General features: G+C 56.7%; 30 protein-coding genes and 1 tRNA gene. 30 read left to right on the top strand and 1 reads right to left on the bottom strand.

Features of this window, described 5'->3' with window-relative positions; all coding sequences use genetic code 11:
• Positions 1 to 6 precede the first annotated feature (6 nt).
• From PKO02S_RS18395 to hbs, 16 genes are all read left to right on the top strand, one after another.
• Entirely contained in the window at positions 7 to 594 is a 588-nt protein-coding gene (locus PKO02S_RS18395; protein WP_127585308.1) for a lysophospholipid acyltransferase family protein, read from the top strand.
• A gap of 129 nt (positions 595 to 723) precedes the next feature.
• Positions 724 to 1,992: a 30S ribosomal protein S1 gene (gene rpsA, locus PKO02S_RS18390; RefSeq protein WP_127585307.1), complete on the top strand. Its 1,269-nt coding sequence runs from the start codon at positions 724 to 726 to the stop codon at positions 1,990 to 1,992.
• Positions 1,993 to 2,121: 129 nt separating this feature from the next.
• Entirely contained in the window at positions 2,122 to 2,793 is a 672-nt protein-coding gene (locus PKO02S_RS18385; protein ID WP_127585306.1) for a YphA family membrane protein, read from the top strand.
• 5 nt (positions 2,794 to 2,798) lie between these two features.
• Entirely contained in the window at positions 2,799 to 3,710 is a 912-nt protein-coding gene (locus tag PKO02S_RS18380) for a YIEGIA family protein (protein ID WP_127585305.1), read from the top strand.
• On the top strand, positions 3,707 to 3,898 hold the full coding sequence (locus PKO02S_RS18375; RefSeq protein WP_127585304.1) for a capping complex subunit for YIEGIA: 192 nt from the start codon (positions 3,707 to 3,709) through the stop codon (positions 3,896 to 3,898). The genes PKO02S_RS18380 and PKO02S_RS18375 overlap by 4 nt, the downstream gene beginning before the upstream one ends.
• An 87-nt stretch (positions 3,899 to 3,985) precedes the next feature.
• Entirely contained in the window at positions 3,986 to 5,308 is a 1,323-nt protein-coding gene (gene der / locus PKO02S_RS18370) for a ribosome biogenesis GTPase Der (RefSeq protein ID WP_127585303.1), read from the top strand.
• Positions 5,309 to 5,320: 12 nt separating this feature from the next.
• Positions 5,321 to 5,941: a glycerol-3-phosphate 1-O-acyltransferase PlsY gene (gene plsY / locus PKO02S_RS18365; protein WP_127585302.1), complete on the top strand. Its 621-nt coding sequence runs from the start codon at positions 5,321 to 5,323 to the stop codon at positions 5,939 to 5,941.
• A 30-nt stretch (positions 5,942 to 5,971) separates the two neighbouring features.
• On the top strand, positions 5,972 to 7,024 hold the full coding sequence (locus PKO02S_RS18360; protein WP_127585301.1) for an NAD(P)H-dependent glycerol-3-phosphate dehydrogenase: 1,053 nt from the start codon (positions 5,972 to 5,974) through the stop codon (positions 7,022 to 7,024).
• Positions 7,025 to 7,089: 65 nt separating this feature from the next.
• A complete protein-coding gene (locus tag PKO02S_RS18355) occupies positions 7,090 to 7,371 on the top strand; it encodes a stage VI sporulation protein F (RefSeq protein WP_127585300.1) in 282 nt (93 codons plus the stop codon).
• A gap of 166 nt (positions 7,372 to 7,537) precedes the next feature.
• Entirely contained in the window at positions 7,538 to 7,717 is a 180-nt protein-coding gene (locus PKO02S_RS18350) for a DUF2768 family protein (RefSeq protein WP_127585299.1), read from the top strand.
• Positions 7,718 to 7,769: 52 nt separating this feature from the next.
• Complete coding sequence (locus PKO02S_RS18345; RefSeq protein WP_127585298.1) at positions 7,770 to 8,063, top strand: 2Fe-2S iron-sulfur cluster-binding protein; 294 nt, start codon at positions 7,770 to 7,772, stop codon at positions 8,061 to 8,063.
• On the top strand, positions 8,063 to 8,737 hold the full coding sequence (locus PKO02S_RS18340; RefSeq protein ID WP_127585297.1) for a nucleotidyltransferase family protein: 675 nt from the start codon (positions 8,063 to 8,065) through the stop codon (positions 8,735 to 8,737). The genes PKO02S_RS18345 and PKO02S_RS18340 overlap by 1 nt, the downstream gene beginning before the upstream one ends.
• Positions 8,734 to 9,072, top strand: a complete 339-nt coding sequence (locus PKO02S_RS18335; protein ID WP_246067115.1) for a 2Fe-2S iron-sulfur cluster-binding protein — start codon at positions 8,734 to 8,736, stop codon at positions 9,070 to 9,072. The genes PKO02S_RS18340 and PKO02S_RS18335 overlap by 4 nt, the downstream gene beginning before the upstream one ends.
• Positions 9,066 to 9,797: a YphF family lipoprotein gene (locus tag PKO02S_RS18330; RefSeq protein WP_127585295.1), complete on the top strand. Its 732-nt coding sequence runs from the start codon at positions 9,066 to 9,068 to the stop codon at positions 9,795 to 9,797. The genes PKO02S_RS18335 and PKO02S_RS18330 overlap by 7 nt, the downstream gene beginning before the upstream one ends.
• Positions 9,798 to 10,083: 286 nt before the next feature.
• The gene (gene spoIVA / locus PKO02S_RS18325; protein ID WP_127585294.1) at positions 10,084 to 11,562 is read left to right on the top strand and encodes a stage IV sporulation protein A; all 1,479 of its coding nucleotides are present in this window, start codon (positions 10,084 to 10,086) and stop codon (positions 11,560 to 11,562) included.
• Positions 11,563 to 11,819: 257 nt separating this feature from the next.
• Positions 11,820 to 12,098, top strand: coding sequence for a non-specific DNA-binding protein Hbs (gene hbs / locus PKO02S_RS18320; protein ID WP_127585293.1), 279 nt, complete (start codon positions 11,820 to 11,822; stop codon positions 12,096 to 12,098).
• A 70-nt stretch (positions 12,099 to 12,168) separates the two neighbouring features.
• Here the strand turns inward: hbs and PKO02S_RS18315 are convergent, their stop codons facing one another.
• On the bottom strand, positions 12,169 to 13,407 hold the full coding sequence (locus PKO02S_RS18315; RefSeq protein WP_127585292.1) for an ROK family transcriptional regulator: 1,239 nt from the start codon (positions 13,405 to 13,407) through the stop codon (positions 12,169 to 12,171).
• Between the two features lie 159 nt (positions 13,408 to 13,566).
• Here PKO02S_RS18315 and galT point away from each other — a divergent pair, with 159 nt between their 5' ends.
• The 14 genes from galT (at position 13,567) to ndk (ending at position 26,097) form a co-directional block, all read left to right on the top strand.
• The gene (galT, locus tag PKO02S_RS18310) at positions 13,567 to 14,550 is read left to right on the top strand and encodes a galactose-1-phosphate uridylyltransferase (RefSeq protein WP_127585291.1); all 984 of its coding nucleotides are present in this window, start codon (positions 13,567 to 13,569) and stop codon (positions 14,548 to 14,550) included.
• Complete coding sequence (locus PKO02S_RS18305) at positions 14,547 to 15,761, top strand: galactokinase (RefSeq protein ID WP_127585290.1); 1,215 nt, start codon at positions 14,547 to 14,549, stop codon at positions 15,759 to 15,761. The genes galT and PKO02S_RS18305 overlap by 4 nt, the downstream gene beginning before the upstream one ends.
• A 70-nt stretch (positions 15,762 to 15,831) precedes the next feature.
• A complete protein-coding gene (galE, locus tag PKO02S_RS18300) occupies positions 15,832 to 16,821 on the top strand; it encodes a UDP-glucose 4-epimerase GalE (protein WP_127585289.1) in 990 nt (329 codons plus the stop codon).
• A 1,598-nt stretch (positions 16,822 to 18,419) separates the two neighbouring features.
• Complete coding sequence (locus tag PKO02S_RS18295; RefSeq protein ID WP_127585288.1) at positions 18,420 to 19,451, top strand: zinc-dependent alcohol dehydrogenase; 1,032 nt, start codon at positions 18,420 to 18,422, stop codon at positions 19,449 to 19,451.
• Positions 19,452 to 19,538: 87 nt separating this feature from the next.
• A tRNA-Pro gene (locus tag PKO02S_RS18290) sits at positions 19,539 to 19,612 on the top strand.
• A 66-nt stretch (positions 19,613 to 19,678) separates the two neighbouring features.
• Complete coding sequence (gene mtrB, locus PKO02S_RS18285) at positions 19,679 to 19,900, top strand: trp RNA-binding attenuation protein MtrB (protein WP_127585287.1); 222 nt, start codon at positions 19,679 to 19,681, stop codon at positions 19,898 to 19,900.
• Between the two features lie 98 nt (positions 19,901 to 19,998).
• Positions 19,999 to 20,550 carry a hypothetical protein gene (locus tag PKO02S_RS18280; RefSeq protein WP_127585286.1) on the top strand — a complete coding sequence of 184 codons (552 nt, stop codon included), beginning with the start codon at positions 19,999 to 20,001 and terminating at the stop codon, positions 20,548 to 20,550.
• Positions 20,551 to 20,649: 99 nt separating this feature from the next.
• Complete coding sequence (locus tag PKO02S_RS18275; protein ID WP_127585285.1) at positions 20,650 to 21,513, top strand: heptaprenyl diphosphate synthase component 1; 864 nt, start codon at positions 20,650 to 20,652, stop codon at positions 21,511 to 21,513.
• Between the two features lie 14 nt (positions 21,514 to 21,527).
• Complete coding sequence (locus PKO02S_RS18270; RefSeq protein ID WP_127585284.1) at positions 21,528 to 22,250, top strand: demethylmenaquinone methyltransferase; 723 nt, start codon at positions 21,528 to 21,530, stop codon at positions 22,248 to 22,250.
• Position 22,251: 1 nt separating this feature from the next.
• Positions 22,252 to 23,133: a UbiA-like polyprenyltransferase gene (locus tag PKO02S_RS18265; protein WP_127585283.1), complete on the top strand. Its 882-nt coding sequence runs from the start codon at positions 22,252 to 22,254 to the stop codon at positions 23,131 to 23,133.
• Positions 23,134 to 23,141: 8 nt separating this feature from the next.
• Positions 23,142 to 23,726, top strand: coding sequence for a UbiX family flavin prenyltransferase (locus PKO02S_RS18260; RefSeq protein ID WP_127585282.1), 585 nt, complete (start codon positions 23,142 to 23,144; stop codon positions 23,724 to 23,726).
• Positions 23,726 to 24,580 carry a menaquinone biosynthetic enzyme MqnA/MqnD family protein gene (locus PKO02S_RS18255; protein WP_127585281.1) on the top strand — a complete coding sequence of 285 codons (855 nt, stop codon included), beginning with the start codon at positions 23,726 to 23,728 and terminating at the stop codon, positions 24,578 to 24,580. Before PKO02S_RS18260 ends, PKO02S_RS18255 begins: the two co-directional genes overlap by 1 nt.
• A 4-nt stretch (positions 24,581 to 24,584) precedes the next feature.
• Complete coding sequence (locus PKO02S_RS18250; protein ID WP_127585280.1) at positions 24,585 to 25,559, top strand: polyprenyl synthetase family protein; 975 nt, start codon at positions 24,585 to 24,587, stop codon at positions 25,557 to 25,559.
• Positions 25,560 to 25,653: 94 nt separating this feature from the next.
• Entirely contained in the window at positions 25,654 to 26,097 is a 444-nt protein-coding gene (gene ndk / locus PKO02S_RS18245) for a nucleoside-diphosphate kinase (protein ID WP_127585279.1), read from the top strand.
• Positions 26,098 to 26,208 lie beyond the last annotated feature (111 nt).

Here is a 26,208-nt window from a genome sequence, read left to right as displayed (position 1 = left end):
ACCAAGATGCTCTATTTATTTTTTCGCAGGCTGCTGCGCATTTTATTCAAAATGTTATACCGCTTGCAGGTTAGAGGGACCGAGCATATACCGCGCTCCGGCGCCGTCATCCTGTGCGCTAACCATATCAGCTTATTCGACCCGCCACTCGTCGGAACGCCGATCGACCGCAAGGTACATTACATGGCGAAGGAAGAGCTGTTCCGGATCCCTGTGTTGGGCCCGATGATTCGCAATCTGGGTGCTTTCCCGGTGAAGCGGGGAGGTGTCAGCAAGGAGTCGATCCGACTCGCCACCCAATTGCTGAAGGACGGTCAAGTGCTCGGGATTTTCCCGGAGGGCTCGCGTTCCAATTCGGGCGGAATGGGGAAAAAGGGGGCGGCCAGTCTCGCTTTCAAAGGCGATGCAACGGTAATACCCGTCGCGATTATCGGCAAGTACAAGCTGTTCAAGCCGATGAAGATCGTGTACGGCCCGCCGGTCGATCTATCCGCATTCAAGGAGAATCCGTCTTCGGAGTCGCTCGAATTGGCTACGGAACGGATTATGGAGACGATTCGCGCGATGGTCGCCGTATATGGGGCGAAAGGCTAACCGAACAAACCTGCGTTTTGTTGCGAAACGAACATTGCTTCACGCGTATGGAAATGGTATCTTGGAATTATACTACACAATATGTCTGTAGATGATCACACAGGTTGTCTGTTGAGGAGGTCTTTACCCATGTCAGAAGAAACAAATGTACAACAAACCGATGCCGTAATCGAAACCCAGGAGACTGCAGAGTCGGTGGACCAAGCCATTCCGGATTTCGCCAATGTGGCCCCGGTGAAGAAAGGCGACATCGTCAAGGGCAACATTGTTAAAATCGAGGACAATCAAGCGATCGTCGACATCGGTTATAAATATGACGGCGTAATCCCGCTCAAGGAGCTGTCTTCCTTGCAGATTGACGCAGTCGGCTCTACCGTTCAAATCGGACAAGAGGTCCAGCTCAAGGTCATCGAGCTGAACGACCACAAGGAGCGCCTCGTGCTGTCGAAGCGAGCCGTAGACTCCGAGAAAGCATGGGACAAGCTCCAGGCGAAGCTCGAGAGCGGCGAGATCATCGAAGCGGAAGTCGCTGAAGTGGTCAAGGGCGGCCTTGTCGTTGACGTAGGCTTGCGCGGCTTCATCCCGGCCTCGATGGTTGAGCGCCACTTTGTGGAAGACTTCTCCGGCTACAAAGGCCGCACGCTTCGTCTGAAGGTCAAGGAAATCGACCGCGAGAAGAACAAAGTCGTTCTGAGCCAGAAGGACGTACTGGATCAAGATTTCGAAGCGAAGAAACTGGAAGTGATGGCCGGTCTGTCCGTCGGACAGCAGCTGCAAGGCACGGTTCAACGTTTGACGCCGTTTGGCGCATTCGTGGATATCGGCGGTGTAGACGGTCTCGTTCATATTTCCGAGATGGCTTGGCATCATGTGGCCCAACCTTCGGAAGTCGTTAAAGAAGGCGACAACGTAACGGTTCAAGTGCTGAAGGTCGATCCGGCGAATGATCGCATCAGCCTGAGCATTCGCGCTGCTCAGCCAGGTCCTTGGCAGATGGCTTCCGGCAAGTTCAATGTCGGCGACATCGTGTCCGGTACGGTTAAGCGCCTTGTCAGCTTCGGCGCGTTCGTAGAAGTGGCTCCAGGTGTTGAAGGCCTCGTACACATCTCGCAGATTGCGCACCGACACATCGGCACACCGCATGAAGTGTTGAAGGAAGGCCAGGAAGTGCAAGTGAAAGTGCTCGACTTCAATCCGGACGAGAAGCGCGTCTCCTTGAGCATCAAGGAAACCGAAGAAGCTCCGGAAGCACCGGCCAGGCCGGAGAAGCGCGAGCGCTCGGAGAAACGTTCCGAGAAGACGCCTCAGATTCAGAACGAGAACGTCTCGCTCTCCAATCAATCGATGAGCATGACGCTCGGCGAACGTTTCGGCGACAAGCTGAACAAGTTCAAATAAGGCACGATAACAGCTATTGAAGAGCAGCGGCTACCCGTAATCCGGGAGGCCGCTGTTTTTTGTGTGGATTAAAACCGGCTTCTTTCAGCAATACTAGGCAAAGCAGGAAAGGAACAGGAGAGGAAGCGGATGAATCCAGGCTACTGGTGTTTCATATTGGCGGGGTTGACGGCCATTTTGTTGGCCAGCGGCTGGAAAGACTCGATCGTTCCAGGTGTGTCTGAGCGAGGGGCGCTCCTGTTTTTGGCCGGTTGGTTCTTCCTTGCGCAAATACATGTATCTGTGCCGGCCTTTCGCTCCCTGGAAGTGAGTTTGGTTGTGCTGCCCGTCGCCTATCTTGTTCTCGTACAAGGACTCCGAAGCCCGTCATGGTCGGCCGCGATGAATTTGATGTCCATCGGACTGCTGCTCACTTCGTTTTACTATTTGCTGCATAGCCTGATGATGGCGGATCCTATGTTTTTCCCATTTCATTCCCCAGTCGCTCAAGCGGCGACGATCGGCTTGCTCGCTTCTATCCTGTGCCGCCGTGCAGAGGATCAGCTTGCTGTATTGTCAATCGGTTTGCTGATCGGTAGCGGGCTTTATACGCATAAGCATCATGCGCCAGGCACTTATTTGCTGGGTGGCGCTTCTTTTCAGGATCAATGGTGGGTGGGCGCTGCCGCAGCCCGCTCATTGTCCTGGAGCGTTCAGACTGTCTGGTCTGTCGGAGCCGCCGCAGCCCGGAATTTATGGAGCGGCTCTCGGAGCGCAGGCTCGGTGTCGGAAGAGCAAGACCATCCCGAGAGAAAGGACTGAGACGTATGGAATCGCTCTATTCGGACCGCTACACGATCGGAATCGTGATCGGCGTCGTGTTTGGCATCGTCACGCGGCTCTCCCTGTTGCAGACGGATTACCGTCAATACCCTACATATCCGCATGGGCGCATCATTCATATTTCGCTTGGGGTTATCGCAGCGGGGCTTGGCGCCGTCGCCGTCCCTTCGCTGTTCGATAAGAACTACACGGCGATTACGTTTCTATCCTTGGCTGCCCAGCAATTCCGTGACGTGCGGAATATGGAGCGCAACACGCTCGGCAAGATCGATGAGATGGAGCTTGTGCCGCGCGGCGGGACTTACATCGAAGGGACGGCGATGGTATTCGAAGGCCGGAATTATATGGTCATCTTCGCTGCGTTCATGGCGTCGCTCTTCACGATTCTATTCGGCTGGATGTATGGAATCGCGGCGGGAATCGGGGCAGGTGCAGTGGCGTTGATCTTCAAGTCCGGCAAATCGATCACGGCCGCCGCGAAGGTGCGAAACGCGGAAATTCGGATGGACGGCCCCGATCTGTATGTGGATGACATCTATATCATGAACGTCGGCTTGCGGCAAGATCAGACGTTGATCCTGGAGCATGGGATGGGTCTGATAGTAACCCCGTGCAATCGAAACGGTCGCATTACAATCGCCAACCTGGGCCAGCGGCAGGCGATGCTTCACGACTTGTCCACCATTCTTGGCGTGTATCGCGATTCCGGCGAGCCGGCGCTCGTGCCGCTCAGCAAGCTCGATCTGAACGACGGCCGGTTGGCCGTGTTCATCCTCCCGCAGGAACGCAACCCGGGGTTGGCGAAGCAAGTGCTGGAGCGGGTGCCGCTGCTCGAGAGCGCGGTGCGGATGCCGTCCGAGGCGAAGGCCGATATGCGAAAGGCGGGATCGTCATGAGTACGGGAGGCGGCATATTAGCGGTCGTCACTTTGCTGCGAGACGAGGTCGCCGGGGGTGCGCCAATATTCCTTGTTTCCGATGAAGCGGAATTGCAGCGAGTCGCCTTTTTGCTGGAAAAAATAATGGATGCCACCGCGCATGATTTGCAAAACGGAACGCTCATTCTAGTACGTCACGGGAATTGATGTACGGGAAATAATTGGCGCTTTCGATTCATTTTTGCTATGATGTTAAGCGGTGAAGTATTCGAAGGAATGGGAGTTGAACGTGAAATGGCAAGACCTATCGTCGCTATTGTAGGACGCCCGAATGTGGGGAAGTCGACGATATTCAACCGAATTGTCGGTGACCGGCTGGCCATTGTGGAGGACAAGCCCGGCGTAACCCGCGACCGTCTGTACGGGTCCGGCGAATGGCTGGGTCGCGCATTCAGTATTATCGATACCGGCGGAATTGAAATCGACGGCGAGGACCAGATGCTGAAGCTGGTGCGGATCCAGGCGGAGCTCGCGATTGAAGAAGCCGACGTCATTATATTCATGGTGGATGCGAAGTCCGGGGTGACCGGTTCCGACGATGAAGTGGCGCAAATGCTCTACCGAGCGAAGAAGCCGGTCGTGTTGGCTGTCAATAAAGTGGACAACATGAAGCGTCAAGATGAGATCTATGAATTTTATTCCCTAGGCTTCGGCGATCCGATCAGCATCTCGGGGTCGCACGGGACGGGAATCGGCGATATGCTCGATGCGGTCGTCAAGATTCTTCCGGAGAAGCCGGAAGAGGATTACGGCGAGGATACGATTCGCGTAGCGCTGATCGGCCGACCGAATGTGGGCAAGTCCTCGCTAGTCAATGCGATTCTCGGGGAAGACCGGGTCATCGTCAGCGAAATGGCCGGCACGACCCGCGACGCGATCGACACCCCGTTCGAGAAGGACGGTCAGAAATACGTCTTGATCGACACCGCCGGCATGCGCAAACGCGGCAAGGTTTACGAGACAACGGAGAAGTACAGCGTTATGCGCGCTATGCAGGCGATCGAACGAGCGGATGTCGTTCTAGTCGTGATCAACGGAGAAGAAGGCATTATCGAGCAGGACAAGCATATTGCCGGCTACGCGCATGATGCGGGCAAAGCGTCTGTTTTTGTTGTAAACAAGTGGGATGCGGTGGAGAAAGACGACAAGACGATGCAGGAGTTCACGCAGAAAATACGCGATCACTTCCTGTTCATGACGTATGCCCCGATTGTCTTCGTCTCGGCGAAGACGAAGCAGCGGCTGCAGAAGCTGCTCCCGGTCGTCGGCGAAGTGAGCGAAGCGCATGCGATGCGCATTCAGACGCATCTGCTGAACGATGTGATCTCCGATGCGCTGGCGGTCAATCCGCCGCCGACGGACAAGGGTCGCCGGCTGCGCCTGAACTATGTGACGCAAGTGTCGGTCAAGCCGCCGACGATCGTATTTTTCGTGAACGATCCGGAGCTGATGCATTTCTCCTACGAGCGTTATTTGGAGAATCGCATCCGGGCCTCCTTCAACTTCGATGGGACCCCGCTCCGCTTGTTTACCCGGCGTAAATCAGACGACGAATAGAGGTGCCGTTCCGTGCTGTCAGCTTTTAGTATATTGATCGGTTATTTGCTGGGGTCCATCAGCTTCAGCTATTTGTTCGGCAAGCTGGGCAAAGGGATCGACATCCGCTCCCACGGCAGCGGCAACGCCGGAGCGACGAATACGCTCCGCGTGCTCGGTGTCGGCCCGGCGATCGCCGTGTTGCTCTTGGATGCGGCGAAAGGCATAGCCGCCGTCTGGATCGCCATCGGGCTGGCCGACTCGAATGAGTGGGCGCCGGTGCTGGCCGGTTTGGCTGCAATCGCCGGTCACAATTGGCCGGTTTTCTTGGGCTTCAAGGGCGGCAAAGGGATCGCCACTACGGTCGGTGTTGCCGCAACGCTGTGTTTTCTGCCTACGCTGTTCGCCGGCATTTTGGCTATTGTTTGCATCGCCCTGACACGATACGTCTCGCTCGGTTCGCTAGTTTTGACCGGACTTCTTCCGATTTTTCTGCTGCTTATGGGTCGTCCGACCGAGATCGTCATTGCCAGTCTGGTCATTGCGGCATTCGCTTATTTCCGTCACCGGACCAATATTGTGAAGCTGATTCAGGGAAAAGAGAACAAGCTCGGCTCCCGCAAAGATCGTCCGCATACGCACGCCACCAAATAACCCGGAACGATCGGGCAGAGGAGGAACGCCATGAGCGACCGATGTGTAGCCGTTCTGGTTGCGGGCAGTTGGGGAACCGCGCTCGCATCCGTGCTGGCGGACAACCGATGTGACGTCCGTCTATGGACCCGCAATGCCAGTCAGGCACAAGAAATCAACGAGCAGCATACGAATAAGAAATATTCCGGCGACATCCGCTTGTCGGACCGCATTCGCGCGACTACCGACATGGAGGCGGCGCTGTCGGGAGCGGAGGCGGTGCTGTTCGTCGCTACATCGGCCAGCATGCGAGAAGTGGCGAAACAGGCCGCTCCCTACATAACGAATGAGATGATCGTGATTCATGCGACTAAGGGCTTCGAGACGGAATCGCTCAAACGGATGACGACGGTACTATCCGAAGAGCTGCCGCAGTTGGAGCCGAAGCGAATCGTTGTACTCTCGGGCCCGAGCCATGCCGAGGAGCTCATTCGCCGCAGTCCGACGACCATAGTCGTCGCCGCGGAACAATTAGCGGTAGCCGAAGCGGCTCAGGATTTGCTGATCAATTCCTACTTCCGCGTCTACACGAATCCGGATGTCACCGGGGTGGAGGTGTCTGGCGCGCTTAAGAACATTATCGCGCTTGGCGCGGGAATGTCCGACGGGCTGTCCTTCGGGGACAACGCCAAGGCGGCGCTGCTGACGCGAGGACTGGCGGAGATTGCCAGACTCGGCACGGCAATGGGAGCGAACCCGCTGACCTTCTCCGGCCTGGCCGGTGTTGGCGACCTGGTCGTGACGGGAACGAGCAAGCATAGCCGGAACTGGCGCGCGGGTTATATGCTGGGCCAGGGCAAGCCGCTCGAGGAAGTGCTCGCCGCGATGGGTATGGTGGTCGAGGGAGTCAAGACGACGAAGGCGGCTTTCCCGCTGTCCCAGTCGTATGGCATCACCATGCCCATTACCGAGCAGTTGTATCGCGTTCTATTCGAAGGCAAATCGCCGCAATCGGCCGTCGAGGATTTGATGGGACGGGTGCGGACGCACGAGCTGGAGGAAGCGGCGGCGCCGCCGTCAAATTTGGGTAAACCCGGTAGGTAGCTGCCCATACCGTTGCTCTCCGAATCTCATACTATACCACATGCCAAGGTTAGAGGAGGTATGGTATGAGCGGCAAAAATGTGTCGAAAGACGTTCTGAACTCGATCAAGAAAAAGACCGGCAAAAGCGTATCCGAACAAGATATTCAGAAGCTAGCCAGTGGAGTGAAGCCTTCCACTTTACAGAGTGAGAAGCAGCTTCGGCAGTTGATCCAGCAAGTGTCCAGCATGGTCAATATTCCGGTATCGGAAAAAACTATCAACGAAATCGTAAGCTCGGTTAAGAAGAGCGGGGTTAATCCGAACAGCATGGAATCCATGATGAAGCTGTTGACCGGGCAAAAATAAGGCGTTCGAGGCATAAGCAAGCGGGGAATCCCGTAAAGCTTGTGCCTTTTTCGCTTTCTAGGGCCGAGTTTCACAAACCGGAGCAGGAATGCTATAATCAGGGATAGGTTTTTTGCTCCGTGGACTGGGCGAGGCCGAATACATAGAGGTTCGGGTGAAACAAGAGATGAGCAGTTTGGATAAAATGTGGGCGTCCTTCGTCGGGATGGGCCTTATGATTGTGGCTTCCTTGTTGATTACTTTTGCCCGCGTCAAGCTGGGGGGCTTTTTCCGGGTCGTTGTCTCGATTATTGCCTTTTTGCTTCTTCTCATTTCAATCGTATTCATGCTCGCATCTCTTTTGTAGCTTAGCGAAATACTAGAGCCAACAGAGTGAATGGCGCGTGGGAGGAACGGCGATGTTGGAACTGAAAGGGCGCTCGAAACGTGCAACCGTTGCGGTAGAGACGGGGCTTACGATATTGGATCACGCGCTTAAGCACGATGTGGATTGGGGCTTCTCCTGTACGCGGGGGACTTGCGCGCGGTGCCGCTGCAAGATCGAAGCCGGAGCGGAGCTGCTCAGCGCTCCGAACGAAGCGGAGGAGCTGCGGCTGGAGCCGGACGAGCTGGAGGCGGGCTTTCGGCTCGGCTGCCAAGCGACGCTGAGACGGGATGGCAGCGTTATCGCTGTGCTCAAGCCCTATTTCTGATGATTACTGAGAAATTGGAACGGCTGTACCCGGCGCTGCGTATCATTGCGGAGCGGCTCGGTCCGGTGAAGGCGCTCTGGCTCGTTGGAGGAAGCACCGGCCTCCTCATGCACGGCGTCCCGCTGGCAGCCGATCCGCGCGATCTGGATCTGTACGCGGACCGCGAGTCGGTACCCGCGCTTCACGGGGCGCTCCGCAGCTATGCGACGGATGTCCCTCACTTCAGCGAGACCGGCATGTACGTCTCGAACTTGAGCCATTATAGGATCGATGGCGTCAAGGTCGAGCTGGTCGGCGGCTTCGAAGTCCGCAGGGACGTATCCCTCTATCGCGTGGAGACCGCTCAAATAATGGCACCCCATTCGCTTGAATTTCTTATTCCCCATGAGGCGGACCCGATCCGGATTCAGGTCATGCCGCTAGCTCATGAGCTGCTGTTTAACGTATTAAGGGAGCGTCCGGACCGGTATGAACCGATCGCGGCTCACATGCGCCACAACCTCCCGGCTTATCTGGATGCATGGACGGCGCTGGTGAGGCGCAATCGCATTGCAGAGCCGTTTCTCGGGATAGTGCGGGGACTTCTTCCGGAATGGGCCGAGGAGAGGAGTCGACGCGAAAACGCGAAGCCGCTGGGAATGGAGAAGCAAGGGGAAGGGGATGCTCCTCCTTGATCATAACCTTTAGACCCGACAATAAGAAAGTCAACGTTCGACCCGGCACTACGCTGCTGAAGGCGGCTAGTATGGCACGGGTGCAAATCCGGTCGCGTTGCGGCGGCAACGCGGCCTGCCTGATGTGCAAGGTGACAGTTGAACACTCGTTAGGGCTGGAGCCGATGACCTCGAATGAATCGATGAAGCTGGGCAGTCTCGCGGATCAGCATATGCGGCTCGCCTGTCAAGCCCGCGTGTGCGGCGATGTGACGGTCGATGTCCCGGAGGATCCGCTGCGCGCCGCCATTCGCGCTCAACTGGCCAAGCAGCAGGAGGAAGATGATTTATGGTAAAGACGGTTCGCCGGCTCGCCGGACTTATAATTGCGGTATTGGTGACCGCAAGTCTATCGGGGTGTTTGTACCCGGATCAGAAGAAGCGAGAGAACCAGGCGTCGGTGCGGGAGAGCATCCTGCTCGTCCAGAACGCCGTTGACACATACAAACAGCGCACCGGCGTGCTCCCGATCAAAAATTCGGAGCCAAGGACCCCGATCTACGAGAAATATGTGCTCGACATGCGCAAGCTGAAGGATGGCCAATATCTTTCCCAGCCTCCTGGCATCGCTTATGAGAACGGGGGGACGGCGATGTTCGTGCTGGTCGATCCGGAGACGAAGCCGCTCGTTCGGATCATGGACGTCGTGCTGCATCAGCAGGCGGGTGATATCCAGAACAAGGTCAACGAATATTTGGCTAAGCATCAGAACGTGCTGCCGAAAGGAGCGGAGATCGCGCCGCGCTTCTATCAGCTCGACTTCGACAAGCTCGGGATGAAGCAGCAGCAAGCGGAGAGCCGCTATTCTCGCCAGTATCTCAGCTACGTGATCAACGAGACGGGCACGATTGCGATCGATTACGGGCCGGATCTGATGAAGCTGATTACCGAGAAAGGGCTGGCTTCGTCGCTGAACGCCACCATGGACTTGCGAACTTTACTCGCTCAAGAATATCCCTACGTACCTGTCAAATCCTACCCGTATCGCTGGGTAGGCGGCCAGCCTACGCTTTCCGAATAACCCTTCGGCGTCCGATTCGTTTCGGCGCGAAGGGTTCTTTTTTTTCAGCGCGGACATATATTGATGCAGGATGCGAGCGGTCGGGGAGGGGAAACATATGGGACATCCGATTGCTAGATTGAAAAAAATAGTAGTCAGGCAGTCATAAAAGGAGGTCCCGTACATATATTTTTACTAGTCTGAAAGCATGTACGAGTTTCGTCGCATACCGGGTTGCCCAAATGCAGCATCCGTCTAACGTATCGCGACACTTGCTTCGTTCATCATCCTGTTGGGAGGGATCAAATTGGAGAAAGTGGATATTTTTAAGGACATCGCAGAGCGTACTGGCGGGGACATTTATCTGGGAGTGGTCGGCGCGGTCCGTACAGGCAAATCGACATTCATCAAGCGATTTATGGAAACCTTGGTGCTGCCGAACATTCAGAATGAGGCGGAGCGGGTGCGGGCGACCGACGAGCTGCCGCAGAGCGCAGCCGGCAAGACGATTATGACGACCGAGCCGAAGTTCGTCCCGAACAACGCCGTCAAGCTGCAAGTCGCGGAAGGGCTGAATGTCAACGTCCGCGTCGTCGATTGCGTAGGTTACGCGGTGGAAGGCGCCAAAGGCTACGAAGACGAAAACGGTCCCCGCATGATCAGCACGCCGTGGTTCGACGAGCCGATTCCGTTCCAGGAAGCGGCCGAGATCGGCACGCGCAAAGTTATTCAAGAGCATTCCACGCTTGGCGTCGTCATTACGACGGACGGTTCGATCGCGGAAATTCCGCGCTCCTCCTATGTAGACGCCGAAGAGCGTGTCATCAATGAGCTGAAGGAAGTCGGCAAGCCGTTCATCCTGATCGTCAACTCGACTCGCCCTAACAGCGGCGAGACGATCGATCTGCGCAACCAGCTGGCGGCCAAGTACGACATTCCGGTCATGGCGATGAGTGTCGCCAACATGAACGAAGACGACATTCTGCAAGTGATGCGCGAGGTGCTCTACGAATTCCCGGTTCACGAAGTGAACGTCAACCTGCCTAGCTGGGTGATGGTGCTGGAAGAGAAGCATTGGCTGCGCTCGTACTTCGAGAGCTCCGTCCGCGACACGGTGAAGGATATTCGCCGCCTGCGCGATGTCGACCGCGTCGTCAGCCATTTCGATACGTACGACTTCATCGAGCGAGCCGCGCTCGCCGGCATGGATATGGGGCAAGGCGTCGCCGAGATCGACTTGTACGCGCCTGACGAGCTGTACGATCAAATTCTCGTCGAGGTCGTTGGCGTCGAAATTCGCGGCAAGGACCACCTGCTGCAGCTTATGCAGGAATTCACGCATGCGAAGCGCGAGTACGACCGGTTCGCCGAGTCGCTTGAGATGGTTAAGACGACCGGCTACGGCATCGCGCCTCCGAGCCTCGAGGACATGTCGCTTGACGAGCCGGAGCTGATTCGTCAAGGCTCTCGTTTCGGCGTCCGCCTGAAGGCGACCGCGCCTTCGATCCACATGATCCGCGTCGACGTCGAGTCGGAATTCGCGCCGATCATCGGGACGGAGAAGCAGAGCGAGGAGCTCGTGCGTTACCTGATGCAGGATTTCGAAGAAAACCCGCTTAAAATATGGGAATCCGATATTTTCGGCCGTTCGCTGCACTCCATCGTGCGCGAAGGCATTCAGGGCAAGCTGGCGATGATGCCGGACAATGCCCGCTACAAGCTGCAAGAAACGCTCGGCCGGATTATCAACGAAGGCTCGGGCGGTTTGATCGCCATCATCCTCTAATTCGTTCGGTTCAGGGCGCCCGTCCAGGGTGCCTTTCTTTTATTTAGGACTCTTGCCCCCGTTTTCCGGCTGGATATAGGAGGAAAGTCCGGTTGTCAGCAGGGACTCGGTTCGTATAAGATAGGTTTGGTTCCTCCCGAGCGAGGCAGATTATGGAACGAATCCTTATTTTTCGCGGATTCGCATGTATAAATTTGCTGAAAACGGTGAACACAGGAGAATAAAGGAAGTATCACTCATGGGGGGAGGTGAAAGGCATGAATAAATCCGAATTGGTCGCCAAAGTGGCCGAATCGACTGATCTGTCCAAAAAAGATGTAACGAAAGCGGTGGATGCCGTCTTCGAAGCAATCACGGAGGCGCTGCAAACCGGCGACAAAGTGCAACTGGTAGGCTTCGGCAATTTCGAAGTCCGCGAGCGTTCCGCCCGTAAAGGACGCAACCCGCAAACCGGTGAAGAAATCGAAATCGCTGCCAGCAAAGTGCCTGCATTCAAACCGGGTAAGTCGCTGCGTGACGTATGTGCAGCTCAATAAAACGTCCTTAAGCCTTCTGAAACGTATGTATAAGACGCCCCAAGCGGACAAGCTGCCGCTTGGGGCGTTTTTATGATTCCTGCGGCACAGGGGGAGACGGAGACGGGGAAAACAGCTTTGACAGCACAATCGTTACTGCCCCGATGGCGGTGGCGAGCTCGCCGAGCGGCGAAGCTTCGATCGTCAGCCCTTCGGCAGTCGACTCGAGCGCGCGGCTGCGGACGGTCGTGTGCACCGGATCCAATATATAGGCGCCTGCCTGGGAAACGCCGCCGCCGAGAATGATTTTCTCGGGATTGAGCGTATGGATCAAGTTCGTCAGACTGATGCCGAGCAATTGTCCGGTTTGTCGGAAGGCATCGCGCGCAGCAGGGTCCCCTTGCTGAGCCGCCTCATAGACGAGCTGCCCCGTAATTCGCTCCAGCTCGCCGTCGGCCAGCTCCAGCACACGACTTGTACCGCCGAGCGCCAAATGCTTGCGCAGCTTGTCCGCGATCGCCGGACCGGACACTTGCGTCTGCAGGCAGCCGTAGTTGCCGCAGCTGCAGCGCGGGCCGTTCAGATCGACAGTCGTGTGGCCGATCTCGCCCGCCGAGAACCGGCTGCCCCGATGCAGCCGACCGTCGACGACGATGCCGGCCCCTACGCCTTCCCCGATGTTGACGCAGATGAAATCGCGCAAGCCTTGTCCGCCGCCGAACCAGAGCTCGCCGAGCGCCATGGCCGCCGCGTCGTTCTCCACATGAACCGGGATGCCGGTTCGCCGCTCCAGCTCCTCCTTCAGCGGAACTCCACGCAATCCCAAGTTCGGGGCGAACAAGGATAATCCGCTCATTGGATTCACGAGACCGTGCATGCCGATGCCGATACCGAGCAACGCCGACGGATGCAAACTCGACCCCGCAAGCAGCTCTTGAACCGATTGCACGAGCAGCTGCAGCAGCGTCTCGCCGCTGACGGGCGAAGGCATCAACCGTTTGTCCTGCAGGATGATTTCTCCTGACAGGTTGCTTACAACACTTTTTACCGAATGCACGCCGACGTCGATCCCGATACTGTAGTAGGCTTCCGGGTTCAAACGAAGAAGAATCGGCTTGCGCCCGCCGCTCGATACGCCGATGTCGCTCTCCACGATGTATCGTTCCTCCAGCAGCTCTTGGACGAGGTGGGTGACGGTAGGCGGCGTAAGGGATGTGCGTTTGGCGACGTCCGCGCGAGATATCGGCCCGTCCTCACGGATTTTATTGAGCACGAGCGACCGGTTCAGCGACTTCATCCATTGGGAATTGCCGGTAACGGTAGGTTTCATCGGAGATTATCCTTTGCTTTGTTAATTTGGCGAAATAAGTGAGTGAGCTCTGATTTGTTTTTGTTGTCAAAGTTACGGTTTGTTAGTATTATTATAATAAACTTAATTAATATATTTAATAAAGTCAACCCTAAACAATTTTCATCCAGGAGGATCCAGATGGCAGAGCTTCGCTATAACCCTTTGCTGGGGGATTGGGTCATGGTCGCATCGAACCGTGCCAACCGCCCTCATATGCCGAAAGGCTATTGCCCGTTTTGTCCCGGCTCCGGCAAAGTACCGGACGATTACGACGTGCTCGTGTATCCTAACGATTTTCCCGTATTAAGCGCAGACCCTCCGGAACCGGATCCGGTAGCCACTTCCTTGTACAAGACAGCCAAGTCCTATGGGCAATGCGAGGTGATTCTGTATTCGCCGGATCATCGGAAGACGCTGCCCGAGCTGTCGGTGGACCACATCGGCAAGCTGATCGACCTGTGGACCGAACGTTTCGCCGAGATGGAGAAAAGCCCGAAGCACCAGTACGTTATGATTTTCGAAAATCGCGGCGAGGAATGCGGGGTTACGATGCCTCATCCGCACGGCCAAATATACGCCTATCCGCATGTTCCGCTCAAGCTCCGCACCGAGCTGGACAACTGCAAGCATCACTATGAGGAGAACGGCACTTGCCTGTTCTGCGATATGAACCGCGAGGAGAAGGCGTATGAACAGCGCGTCATCGTGGAGAACGACCATTTCATCAGCTACATTCCTTTTTTCACCGACTATCCGTACGGGGTGTTCATCGTCAGCAAATCGCATAAGACGGCGCTCACGGACTTCACGTCGGAAGAGAAGCTCAGCCTCGCCTCCATCCTGAAGGATACGACCGGGGCGATGGACATGCTGTTCGACAAACTGTTTCCTTATATGATGGTGATGCACCAGAGGCCGGTGAACGGGGAAAATGTCGAGGACCATTATCATTTCCATATCGAGTTCTACCCGCCGCTTCGGGAGAAAGATCGGATCAAGTGGTATGCCTCTTCAGAGATGGGAGCCTGGGCGGCTGCGAATCCGGCGGCGGTCGAAGAAACTGCGCCTCGTTTGAGGGAAGCGTATAAGCGTTATTTGGAGAAGGAGGGACGGCAGTCATGACCACACAGCTGCACGAGGAAGGTATCGGTCAGGTGCAAGGCGGTTTTGAACGGGCGTTTGGGAAAAATAAGGAGGTCCGGTATTTTTTTGCGCCCGGCCGCGTAAATTTGATCGGAGAACATACGGACTATAACGGCGGCTATGTGTTTCCGGCGGCTTTGTCGTTCGGCACCTATGTGGCGGTCGTTCCCCGTCAGGACGGCAAGTATCGGTTCCGCTCCCTGCAGTTCGAAGCCGAAGTCGATGTGGACGTGACGGATATTGTTTATCGCAAAGAAGACGATTGGGCGAACTATCCGAAGGGCGTCCTTGTGCAGCTGTTGGAGCTGGCCGGCGCCGGGGAAGCTGGGGCTGGCGTTGGCGCGTATCAAGGAGCGGATCTTGTCTACTGGGGCAATGTGCCGAATGGAGCGGGGCTGTCTTCCTCGGCGTCTATCGAGCTGGCTACGGCGCTCGCCTTGTCTAGCTTGGCGGGGCTAGTTATCCCGACGATGGAGCTGGTGAAGCTGTCCCAACGGGCTGAGAATCGGTTCGTCGGCGTCAACTGCGGCATTATGGACCAGTTTGCGGTTGGCATGGGCAAGCAAGGTCATGCTATGATGTTGAAGTGCGATACACTCGATTACGCTTACGTGCCGCTTGCGATAGAGGGCTGTAAGCTGATCATTACGAATACGAACAAACGCCGCGGGTTGGCCGATTCCAAGTACAACGAACGCCGCCAGCAATGCGAGGACGGGCTGGAGGCGATTCGGCGCGAGCTGCCTCAGCTGGCTAGCCTCGGCGAGCTGTCCGTTGATGCTTGGGAGCAGGTGCGCGGGTTGATCGCCGATCCGATCATCGCGAATCGGGTGGAGCATATCGTCCGTGAGGACGATCGCGTGCTGCGAGCTCAGGCGAGCCTGGCGGCCGGCGACTTGACGACATTCGGCGAGCTGATGAAGCAATCGCATGAATCGCTGCGCGATCTGTACGAGGTGACGGGCTTCGAGCTGGACAGCTTGTTCGCCGTCGCGAAGGATGTGGACGGCTGCATCGGCACGCGTATGACCGGCGCCGGCTTCGGCGGCTGCAATGTAAGCCTTGTTCGCGAGGAGGCGGTGGAGCGGTTCATGACGCAGGTTGCGGATGGCTATACGCGTGCGACGGGTCTCGCGCCGTCATTCTACATTTGCGATATCGGCGACGGGGCGCACGAGATTGTCCTTTAGTCCTTTAGCATGGCGCGTGCATAGGAGTAAGAGTAGTGTAGGATAGTACGAGGCAAATGGAGGGGTAGCTTTGTCCATCTTGGTTACCGGCGGAGCCGGATACATTGGCAGTCATACTGTAAAAGAGCTGTTGGCGCAAGGCGAGCAAGTCGTCGTCATCGATAATTTGGCGACGGGCTTCCGGGCGGCCGTGCCGGAAGGAGTGTCGTTCATCGAAGGCGACATTCGCGACGCGTCCGTGCTGGACGCCTTGTTCACGCAGCATTCGATCGAAGCGGTCGTTCATTTCGCCGCCTCGTCCCTTGTCGGACAGAGCGTCGAGATACCGCTGCAATACTATGACAACAACATGATCGGCGCGCATTCGCTCGTGTCGGCGATGGTGCGGCATGGCGTGAAGAAGATCGTGTTCTCCTCGACGGCTGCAACTTACGGCGAGCCGAAGCGGGTGCCGATCGAAGAGAGCGATCCGACTGAACCTACGAACCCGTATGGGGAGACGAAGCTCGCGATGGAGCGCATGTTCCGCTGGTGCGAGCAAGCATACGGCGTCAAATCCGTATCGCTGCGCTACTTCAATGCGGCCGGAGCGGCGCAGGACGGCACGATCGGCGAGGATCACAAGCCGGAGACGCATCTCATCCCGCTTATCCTGCAGGTGCCGCTTGGCAAGCGGGAGCATATCACGATGTTCGGCGACGACTATCCGACCGAGGACGGGACTTGCATCCGCGACTACATCCACGTGATGGATTTGGCGAATGCGCACTGGCTCGCGATCCGTCATCTGCGCGAGCAAGATACGAGCGGCGTGTTCAATCTCGGCAACGGCACGGGCTTCTCGGTGAAGCAGGTGGTAGATGTGGCTCGCGAGGTGACGGGCCACGCGATCCCGGCGGTCGTCGCGCCGCGCCGTGCAGGCGACCCGGCCGTGCTGATCGCCTCGTCCGAGAAGGCGAGGAGCGTGCTCGGCTGGCAGCCTCGCTACGCGGACCTGAAGACGATCATCGAATCGGCTTGGGAATGGCATCGCAACCGTCCCAATGGGTACGGAGGATAATGGAACGGACCGGAAACCGGGGGCAGCTGCCTTCGGTTTTTTGCATTGTATAGGTTAGTAACGATCCGGATGACCTTCGCTGAGAGTTTCTTGTTGGGTTGGGGGCTAAGCGAGATGGCCGGAGGCAATAGAATTGCGAACTTACGTTCGGAAAATAACTGCTGAGAGTTTGTTATTAGCGGTTTTGTGTTTGTTATGGTGCAGTCTCTGCGGAAATGGCAGGAATCCTGCTAACAAAAGTTAGTTAATAGCTAATTTTGATTCGTTAATGGTTTGTTCGCTGCGCTGACTGTGGCGTGGGCTATCGAGCCCTTCCCTGCTAGAAGGGCAAGCGGTGTGGGATGGATGCACGGGGTGGCAGGTTGGGCAAGTAATCAGGTGCGGGAGTGGCTGGCTGGTGCGAACTGGCGGACAGAGAACGAAAGCTGGCTAATAACAAACGTAAGTTTGCTATATTTCAGGTAAACTGGGCGGGTAGCCGCGTAACAAGACGGATATTCGTTATTAGCAAACTTGCTGCGAACATTAGCGAGGGCTGAGTTTGTTATTTGTTTGCAGATTGGCAACGAGAGCTTATGTTTCTGGACGCAGCTGCCACGGGTTGCTATTTACCTTGGCTTCTCAGAACCCACACACATGCAGTCCGACTTTTCCGGACTGCGTGACGGGAGAGGAGGGCGAAGCGGTCTCTAGTCCGACTTTTCCCACTTGCATCGCCGTTTCCGCGCACCCCCTCTGGAAAACGCCGCTCTAATTCGGTCGATTCGGACTACAGGGTTGTTCAGGGTGGAGAGGCATGCAGTAGTCCGATTTTTTCGGACTAGGGAGCAAGGGTACGGGCGCCACGCTGCTCGAGAATGCTCTTTGCCTCGATCGGGTTCAGTTGGTTGCGGGAGTGCAGCGGAATGGGGCGATCAGGGATCGTCCAAGGAGACGGTTTTCAGAAAAACGTAACGCCATCAACGAAAGAAGGACCGAAGAGAGCAGGAGAAGGGAGTGGAGAAGAGAAGCTTCCGTCTTTGAATGACGGCCCAACAACGACTAAACTTCAATTCAAAGGCCATGCTTTCAACAACGGTCGGAACCCCTCTTCCTGCCCCAATGCTGTCAGGTTAGGGACTCCAACAGCGGCGAGTATGCGGACCATACGGCCCTTATTTGTGAACAAAATGGCTATTTTACGGGGTAAGCGGACATACGATGCGTTATTGGGGCCAAAAGTGAGGTTTTGAGGGGGCGAAAGGGCAAATAAGCGCATCTGTGTCCGCCAATCCAACCCTCAAGCTACTTTAGGATGAAATAAGGGCTTCTGTGTCCGCTCCGAGCTCGGCCTGACGAAACACCCGCCCCCTTTCCCTTCAAATAGCTCCATCCACTAAAAGCAGAGCGAGTGTGCTTATTGTCCTTAACCTGACAACATTGCTTCCTGCCCTCCCCGCGTGCTAACGGAATGCCACGACCAATAACCTGATCAGTGAACTTCCGATCAGGGTTTCTTACTCCGAAATAAGTTTGACACCTGTCGGAAGCCCGTGATAGGGTAATTTGAGAGAGAGAGAGTTCGTTTCCTATACCAGCCAATAAGGGAGGCTTCCCCCATGAAAGCTTTGGTCTACGAAGGCCCGCGCCAAATGAATGTCCGCGAGGTCGAGCTGCCCGTTCCGCAAGACGACGAGGTGCTCATCCGGGTCGCGTACTCGGGAATCTGCGGCTCCGAGCTGAGCGGTTACCTCGGGCACAACTCGCTGCGCCGGCCGCCGCTCATCTTCGGCCACGAGTTCGCCGGCGTCGTCGAGCATGTCGGCCCTGCCGCCGCCGCGGCGTTCCCGCAGCTCGGCCGCGGCACCCGTGTGACGGCGAACCCGCTCGTCACATGCGGGCATTGCGCCGCCTGCGTGCGCGGCAAGCAGCAACTGTGCGCGAGCCGCAAGCTGCTCAGCGCCTCGCTGCCGGGCAGCAACGCGGAGTTCGTCGCGGCGCCGGCGCGCTGCGTGTACGCGCTGCCCGCGAACGTGACGCTCGAGCAAGGCACGTTCGTCGAGCCGTTCGCCTGCGGCGTGCGCGCCGCCGAGCTGGCCGAGGCCAAGCCCGGCCAGAGCGCGCTCGTGATCGGCCTCGGGCCGATCGGGCTGTTCGCGCTGCAGGCGCTGCAGGCGTACGGCGTGAGCCGCATCGTTGCGGTCGACCGCAACCCGCAGCGCCTCGACATGGCCGCCGAGCTCGGCGCCATCCCGCTGGACCCGTCCGCGACGCCGGACGTGCTGCAGGAGGTGCTGCGCCTGACCGGCGGGACCGGCGCCGACATCGCGATCGATGCCGTCGGAGCCAGCACCACGCGGACTCAGTGCATCGAGAGCGTTGCCTTCGGCGGCCGTGTCATTTTCACCGGCCTGCACGAAGCCGACTCCTCGTTGCCGGTCAACCATATCGTGCGCAGAGAGATCGCATGCATCGGGGCGTTCGCTTATTCGACGGCCAATTTCCGAACGGCGCTCGATTGGATTGCGGAGGGGCGCGTCCGTCTGGATGAGAGCTGGATCGTCAAAGCCCCTTTGGAGGAAGCGTCGCATTGGTATGAGGCATTGCTCGGCAATCCCGGCAAAGTAGCCAAGGTGCTGCTGCATCCATAATGCCTCGCGCAGCTATCAGCATTTAGGAAAAACAGCGTTGCAATCCCGGCGGCATCTGATTTATAATGTCATTACGCTAATTGCTGTCGGGGTATGGCGCAGCCTGGTAGCGCGCACCCTTGGGGTGGGTGAGGTCGCACGTTCGAATCGTGTTACTCCGATCCGCGAGACATCGAATTCGCTTCGATGTCTCTTTTTCGGTAGATGTCCTTGGATGAGGTGAATCGATGGAGACGGTACAGGGAGATTATTTCATTATTAAGGCCAAAGAAAACGGCGTTCACGTCATCGGGTTGACGCGGGGCCATGACACCCGGTTTCACCATACGGAAAAGCTGGACAAGGGCGAAGTCATGATCGCTCAATTCACGGAGCATACCTCCGCGGTGAAGGTGCGGGGCAAGGCCACGATCGTGACGAGGTTCGGCACGGTGAATACGGAAGATTGATCCGAATAGAAGCACGGATTCGAAGGAGCAGGCATAGCCTGCTTTTTTTGTTTGTACAATGAGAGGAGGGAGTTTTCTCACGTGGAGGTGTAGGACGGATGAAGGGGTTTTACCGGTTGCTGCTCGTTGCTTTGGTTTCGCTAGTCATTGCGTTTGGCGTGTCAGGGCTGCCCCGGCTGGACTCAAGCTCCCGCCAGATGGCGGAGGAAGAAATGGCGGTTCAATCGGGCTCGGTGAAGCTGCTCACAGATCGCAATGTGGTCGACCTGCTCGTCCGGCAGCCGCTGTTTCTCGATATCGGCCATGTCGAATGGAGCGATTCGATTTTATCGATCGACCTGAAGGCGAAGCAAGGGCATGTGGATCCGGATTTTGTATATCGCGATCTGTATACTTTATCGAAGCTTGGCCTGCAAGGAACGAAAAACGTCAAGCAACTGCTCGTCCGGGTCATGGAGCTGCCGGCATCGGCGACCGCGATCGGAGCGGGGAAACCCCAGCTGTTAGTGGCGATGGAAGCGAGACGCGACGATTTGAAAAGAGAGGATGCGCTAAACGCCACGCCGGGGTCGATCAATGCGGAGCAGTACGTCAGTTCACATTTTAGACTTACTTTTACGCCCAAGTGGCTTGACCGGAAGTCTCCATAGGAGAGTACAATAGAGGTAATGTGCGTCCGGGAATCGGATGTGATATAATAGCAAAATGGCGTTCAATGACATTGGCCGGGCAACGGAGGCAGGCTGTACATGGAAAAACACTCGATCGAAGATACGGCAACGAAATATACCCAGTACGATATGATCCAATCGAATACGGAGCTGCCTGCATTTCCTAACTTGAGGACGGAGCTGCTGTACATGGCGCTTCACAAGGGCTCCTCCGCCGAGCTAAGCGAGCTGTATGCACTAGTGGCGTCGCTCGCCCAGCTGGGACTGGACACGCATGATCTGATTCCGGCTACGAACGAGCGCAAGGAGAAGAAGGAAGCCCGGGCCAGACAGCTCAAGGTGCTGGCGGGCGATTACTTCAGCAGCCGGTTTTATCATTTGCTGTCCCAAGCGGGTCAAGTCGAGATGATCCGTCAGATGTCCGGCGCGATCTGCGAAGTGAACCGGCTGAAGATGGGGCTCTATACGAAAATGCGGCAATGGAAAGTGACGGCGGACGAGTATTTGCAGCAAACGGTGCATATCAAGTCGCAGCTCTACACATCCTTCGCGAAGCAGATGGAGGGCAGCCTGCTGAAGCTGTGGCCGGAGCTCTTGACCGGCTTCACGAGGTGCGAGATCATCCTGGACGAGATCAAGCGGCTGGACACGGTCGGCGGGTTCCGCGCGGGCTGGGCGTTCTGGCATATTATGCAGTCCGGCACGAAGGAAGAGAAGCGCCAGCTGCAATTGCAGGAAGATCCCGATCAAGCGAAGCTGCGCACGCTGCTGCTCAAGTACAACGTGAAGGCCCAGCTGTTCCACATGCTCGAGTCGCAGTTCAAGCTCGTGTCGGACAAAGTCCGGCAGCTCGATTCGGACAAGCTGGTGCAGGACGTCTACCGGATCGGAGAACCGTTCACCCGGTATTTGGCCGCCCCGCGCGCATTGGAAGAAGGGTGAGGTGAAAGGAACGGATGGAGATGAAGACATCCAAAGAGAAATTCGTCCATTCCGTATTTGAGAGCATCGCCCCCAAGTACGATTTAATGAACGATCTGATCAGCTTCCGCCGGCACAAAGCATGGCGCAAGTTTACGATGAAGAAGATGGCGGTGAAGCCGGGCTCGACGGCCATCGATCTGTGCTGTGGCACATGCGATTGGACGCTCAGTTTGGCCGAGCATAGCGGGACCGGCGCGATTACCGGACTCGACTTCAGCCAGAACATGCTGGACATCGGCCAGATGAAGGTGGACAAACAAGGCCGCAGCAAGCAGATCAAGCTGATTCAAGGCAACGCGATGGCGCTGCCGTTCGAGGATAATACGTTCGACTACGCGACCATTGGCTTCGCCCTGCGCAACGTGCCGGATCTGGTGCAAGTGCTCAAGGAAATGCATCGGGTCGTCAAACCCGGCGGAATGGTCGTTTCGCTGGAGCTGTCCAAGCCCACCTGGCAGCCGTTCAAGTCGATCTACTATTTTTACTTCCAGAAGCTGCTGCCGCTTATCGGCAAGCTCGTAGCCAAGAAGTACGAGCAATACAAATGGCTGCCTGAATCGCTTATCCACTTCCCCGACTATGAACAATTGGCGGGTATTTGTCGCGAGCTCGGGCTTACGGATGTGCGGGTGTACCCGTTCTTCGGCGGCGTCGCGGCGCTTCATATCGGCATCAAGGAGAAAGAGGCGAAGTAGCATGAGAGGAAATAAGCTCGTTACGTTTCTGGAAATGATCAAAATCGAGCATACCCTGTTTGCTCTTCCATTCGCTTTTATGGGAGCGATGCTGGGCGCGGTTGTCGGCGTCGGCGAGCTGCCTTCCTGGGCGCAGATCGGCTGGATCATACTGGCGATGGTGGGCGCCCGCAGTGCGGCAATGGGTTTGAACCGGGTCATCGACAAAACGTTCGACAAGAACAATCCCCGAACGTCGATGCGGGCGATTCCGGCCGGCTTGCTTTCTTCGAAGGAAGTCTGGATTTTCATCGTCGCGTCCTTTGTTCTGCTTTTCGTTGCAACCGCCAATTTGAGCACGCTTGCGATGAAGCTGCTTCCATTGGCTGTTTTTATGCTGGTCTTCTATTCCTATACGAAACGTTTCACTTGGCTGTGCCACATTATCCTGGGGTTCACGATTGCGCTCGCGCCGCTTGGCGGTTGGGTGGCGGTTACGGGGCATGTCGATATTTACGCCCTAATCTTATATGTCAGCGTCGCTTTCTGGACGGCGGGCTTCGATGTGATCTACGCCTGCCAGGACATGGAGTTCGACCGCAATACCGGTCTTCATTCGATCCCGCAGCGGTTCGGGCTGAACGGTGCGCTCTGGATCGCCAAAGGTTTTCATCTCATTCCGGCGATCGGCTTCCTCGTCATGTTCCTGCTGATGGCGGAGCTGAGCTGGTGGTATTTCGCCGGCGTGCTCATTTCCTATGCCCTGATGATTTATGAGCACTCGATCGTACGGCCGAATAATTTGTCCAAGCTCAATACCGCCTTCTTCACCATGAACGGGACGCTGAGCATCGTCGTGTTCTGCTTCACTTGCATTGATCTGGTGGTGCGTTACGCGTGGTGATGGAGCGGGTGACCAAACCATGGATTGTCGGGATTACCGGGGCGAGCGGCGCGGTGTATGGGGTCAGGCTTGTGGAGACGCTGCTGGAGCGCGATATTCCGGTCCATCTGCTCATTACGGACGCGGGGTGGCGGGTGCTTCACGAGGAGCTGGACTGGAGCGCCGGTCGCCGCCAGGAGACGATAGCCGAGAAGTTCACTGGCCCGGTCCGCTATTACCCGATTCAAGATATCGGCGCTTCGGTGGCTAGCGGCTCTTTCCTGACGAGCGGCATGGTCATCGTGCCGTGCAGTATGGGGACGTTGTCCGGCATCGCGACCGGCGCGTCGGACAATTTGCTCGAGCGCGCGGCGGATGTCGTGTTGAAGGAAGGGCGCAAGCTGTTCCTGGTGCCTCGCGAGACGCCTCTGCATGCGATCCACCTGGAGAACATGCTAAAGCTGGTGCGTATGGGTGCGCGGATTATTCCGGCCATGCCCGCCTTTTATCAGAAGCCGCAATCAATGGACGAGCTGGTCGACTTCATGGTCGGCAAAGTGCTGGACAGCATGGAAATCGAGCATCAGCTATACCGGCGATGGGGGGACAGCTAATGGCTACGGCAGACGCACAAATCCGCATCGGCAAAATCAACTATACGAACGTTTGGCCTATTTATCATTTTTTCCCGCATGAACGGTTCGAGGGCCGCTTGGAATGGATCGAGACGGTGCCGACCGGACTCAACAAAGCGATGAAGGCCGGCCAAATCGACATGGGCGCGATCTCTTCCTTCGCCTACGGCGAGTCGTACCAGGACTACGAGATGTACCCGGACTTGTCCGTAAGCGCGGTGGACAAAGTGAATTCGATTCTGCTGTTTCACCGCCGGCCGCTTGAGGAGCTGGATGGAGCGCGACTTGCGCTTCCTACGACTTCGGCCACCTCGGTCAACCTGCTCAAAGTACTGCTGGAAAAGTTTTACGGTGTGAAGCCGCAATACGAGTATGCCACCCCTTCCTTGAAGGAAATGATGGAAACAAATGAAGCCGCGCTTTTAATCGGAGACGATGCGATCCGCGCCAGCTGGACCGAGCATCCGTACCTCGTGACCGATCTGGGCGAGCTGTGGCGGCGCTGCACGGGAACCGGGATGACGTTCGCGGTATGGGCGGTTCGCAAACAGACGATTCGCGAGTTCCCGGAGCTCATCGCCGATATTCACCAAGCGTTTCTCGAGAGCAAGCGCCATGGTGTGCGCGATCCGGAATCGATCATTCGTCAGGCGATGCAGACGGTGGGCGGAGAAGCCGACTACTGGCGCCACTATTTCCGTCATCTGAATCATGATTTCGGCGAAGCCCAGCAGCAAGGACTGCGGTTGTATTTCCGGTATGCCCGAGAGCTGGGGCTGCTGGCGCATGACGTTCCGTTGCAATTTTGGACTGATATTAGCAGAGTCAGGTGAACGAATGAAACTACTGGACATCTATGCCCGTAAGAAAAAAGAAATCGCCCAGATCGAGCATGAGCTGGAAGGCAGCATTTACACGGACCAGCCGCTCTTGAAAGAAACGTCGCTCCACCTGCTGAAGGCGGGCGGCAAGCGGATTCGGCCGGTATTCGTGCTGCTGGCGAGCGAGTTCGGTCGTTATGATCTGGAGCGGGCCAAACGTATCGCGGTGCCGCTCGAGCTGATCCATATGGCCTCGCTCGTGCACGATGACGTGATCGACGATGCGAATACGCGGCGCGGGCAGCTGACGGTCCGATCGAAGTGGGACAACCGCATCGCAATGTACACGGGGGACTACATTTTCGCCAAGGCGCTGACGGTTGTGACCGAGCTCGAGAATCCCCGCGTGCATCAAATTTTATCCAAAGCGATCGTAGAGATGTCGATCGGAGAGATGGAGCAGATCCGGTATTTTTTCCAGCCGGAGCAATCCATCCGTACATATTTGCTTCGCATTCGCCGCAAGACGGCGCTGCTCATCGCCATCAGCTGCCAGCTAGGCGCGATCGCTACGAACGCGGACAACGCGTGCAGCGCCAGCCTGTATCGGTTCGGCTATAACGTAGGCATGGCGTTCCAGATCCGGGACGATATTCTCGATCTGACCGGGACCGAGAAGCAGCTGGGCAAACCGCCGGGCAGCGATATCAAACAAGGCAACATCACGCTTCCGGTGCTGCTCGCCCTGCGCGAGCCGGAGCTGCGGCAGCCGCTCTTGGCCGAGATCAGGCGGATCCAGGAGGCAGACGGACAGACCGATGTCGAGCCGTTCCTGCGACTAATCCGCGGCAGTCGCTGCATCGATCGGGCGGACGAGCTTGCGGCGCGGTACATAGAGAAAGCAATACGTTCCCTGGATGGGTTGCCGAATATTCGGGCGAAGAAGGATCTGATCGAGATCGCCCATTTTATCGGGAACCGATCTTACTAGCGCCTGATTGCACATAGTCGGGCCGTGCATGTATGCCAGGTGCAGGTTCGGACTACACTGGTTGATACACCTTTTTCAGACGGAGGGATAGCCTATGGAAAGAACGTTTATGATGGTGAAGCCGGACGGGGTCGAACGCGGATTGATCGGGGAAATCGTTCAGCGCCTCGAGCGCCGGGGTTTCCAGCTCGTCGGCTGCAAGCTGATGCAAATTCCGAAGGAAATGGCGGAGAAGCATTACGCGGAGCACGCAGGCCGTCCTTACTATGATGATCTGATGAACTTCATCACAGCCGGACCGGTGTTCGCGATGGTATGGGAAGGCGACCAAGTGATTGCGTTGTCCCGTATCATGATGGGCAAGACGAACACGTTGGAGGCGTTGCCGGGCACGATTCGAGGCGATTTCGCCATCCACACGAACCGCAACATCATTCATGGATCCGACTCTCCGGAGAACGCCTTGCGGGAGATCGCGATTTTTTTCCAGCCGCACGAGCTGCTCTGCTACTCGAAAGCGGTTCAGAAGTGGATCTAGCCTTTAGCCTACACTTTCGAGCCTGACCGGGTGAACCTGCGTCAGGTTTTTTCAACAAATAAGAAAGTTTAAGTTTTTCACCGCAATCAAGGGCCGTGAATTTACCAGCGA

Origin of the sequence: Paenibacillus koleovorans NBRC 103111, assembly GCF_004000845.1 — a bacterium.
GTDB classification, from domain to species: domain Bacteria; phylum Bacillota; class Bacilli; order Paenibacillales; family NBRC-103111; genus Paenibacillus_AA; species Paenibacillus_AA koleovorans.
The sequence above is the reverse complement of the archived record's forward strand: the minus strand, read 5'-3'. Positions and strand labels throughout refer to the sequence as shown.

Bases quoted from the DNA above. Each gene is read 5' to 3' on its own strand.
- PKO02S_RS18345 (WP_127585298.1), top strand. From the start codon at position 7,770: ATGTTGGAACTGAAAGGGCGCTCGAAACGTGCAACCGTTGCGGTAGAG.
- rpsA (WP_127585307.1), top strand. From the start codon at position 724: ATGTCAGAAGAAACAAATGTACAACAAACCGATGCCGTAATCGAAACC.
- hbs (WP_127585293.1), top strand. From the start codon at position 11,820: ATGAATAAATCCGAATTGGTCGCCAAAGTGGCCGAATCGACTGATCTG.
- PKO02S_RS18270 (WP_127585284.1), top strand. From the start codon at position 21,528: ATGGAGATGAAGACATCCAAAGAGAAATTCGTCCATTCCGTATTTGAG.
- PKO02S_RS18375 (WP_127585304.1), top strand. From the start codon at position 3,707: ATGAGTACGGGAGGCGGCATATTAGCGGTCGTCACTTTGCTGCGAGAC.
- mtrB (WP_127585287.1), top strand. From the start codon at position 19,679: ATGGAGACGGTACAGGGAGATTATTTCATTATTAAGGCCAAAGAAAAC.
- PKO02S_RS18360 (WP_127585301.1), top strand. From the start codon at position 5,972: ATGAGCGACCGATGTGTAGCCGTTCTGGTTGCGGGCAGTTGGGGAACC.
- PKO02S_RS18395 (WP_127585308.1), top strand. From the start codon at position 7: ATGCTCTATTTATTTTTTCGCAGGCTGCTGCGCATTTTATTCAAAATG.
- PKO02S_RS18250 (WP_127585280.1), top strand. From the start codon at position 24,585: ATGAAACTACTGGACATCTATGCCCGTAAGAAAAAAGAAATCGCCCAG.
- der (WP_127585303.1), top strand. From the start codon at position 3,986: ATGGCAAGACCTATCGTCGCTATTGTAGGACGCCCGAATGTGGGGAAG.
- PKO02S_RS18385 (WP_127585306.1), top strand. From the start codon at position 2,122: ATGAATCCAGGCTACTGGTGTTTCATATTGGCGGGGTTGACGGCCATT.
- PKO02S_RS18280 (WP_127585286.1), top strand. From the start codon at position 19,999: ATGAAGGGGTTTTACCGGTTGCTGCTCGTTGCTTTGGTTTCGCTAGTC.
- PKO02S_RS18305 (WP_127585290.1), top strand. From the start codon at position 14,547: ATGACCACACAGCTGCACGAGGAAGGTATCGGTCAGGTGCAAGGCGGT.
- PKO02S_RS18340 (WP_127585297.1), top strand. From the start codon at position 8,063: ATGATTACTGAGAAATTGGAACGGCTGTACCCGGCGCTGCGTATCATT.
- PKO02S_RS18275 (WP_127585285.1), top strand. From the start codon at position 20,650: ATGGAAAAACACTCGATCGAAGATACGGCAACGAAATATACCCAGTAC.
- ndk (WP_127585279.1), top strand. From the start codon at position 25,654: ATGGAAAGAACGTTTATGATGGTGAAGCCGGACGGGGTCGAACGCGGA.
- PKO02S_RS18350 (WP_127585299.1), top strand. From the start codon at position 7,538: ATGAGCAGTTTGGATAAAATGTGGGCGTCCTTCGTCGGGATGGGCCTT.
- PKO02S_RS18380 (WP_127585305.1), top strand. From the start codon at position 2,799: ATGGAATCGCTCTATTCGGACCGCTACACGATCGGAATCGTGATCGGC.
- PKO02S_RS18265 (WP_127585283.1), top strand. From the start codon at position 22,252: ATGAGAGGAAATAAGCTCGTTACGTTTCTGGAAATGATCAAAATCGAG.
- PKO02S_RS18315 (WP_127585292.1), bottom strand. From the start codon at position 13,407: ATGAAACCTACCGTTACCGGCAATTCCCAATGGATGAAGTCGCTGAAC.
- PKO02S_RS18255 (WP_127585281.1), top strand. From the start codon at position 23,726: ATGGCTACGGCAGACGCACAAATCCGCATCGGCAAAATCAACTATACG.
- PKO02S_RS18330 (WP_127585295.1), top strand. From the start codon at position 9,066: ATGGTAAAGACGGTTCGCCGGCTCGCCGGACTTATAATTGCGGTATTG.
- PKO02S_RS18295 (WP_127585288.1), top strand. From the start codon at position 18,420: ATGAAAGCTTTGGTCTACGAAGGCCCGCGCCAAATGAATGTCCGCGAG.
- galT (WP_127585291.1), top strand. From the start codon at position 13,567: ATGGCAGAGCTTCGCTATAACCCTTTGCTGGGGGATTGGGTCATGGTC.
- PKO02S_RS18355 (WP_127585300.1), top strand. From the start codon at position 7,090: ATGAGCGGCAAAAATGTGTCGAAAGACGTTCTGAACTCGATCAAGAAA.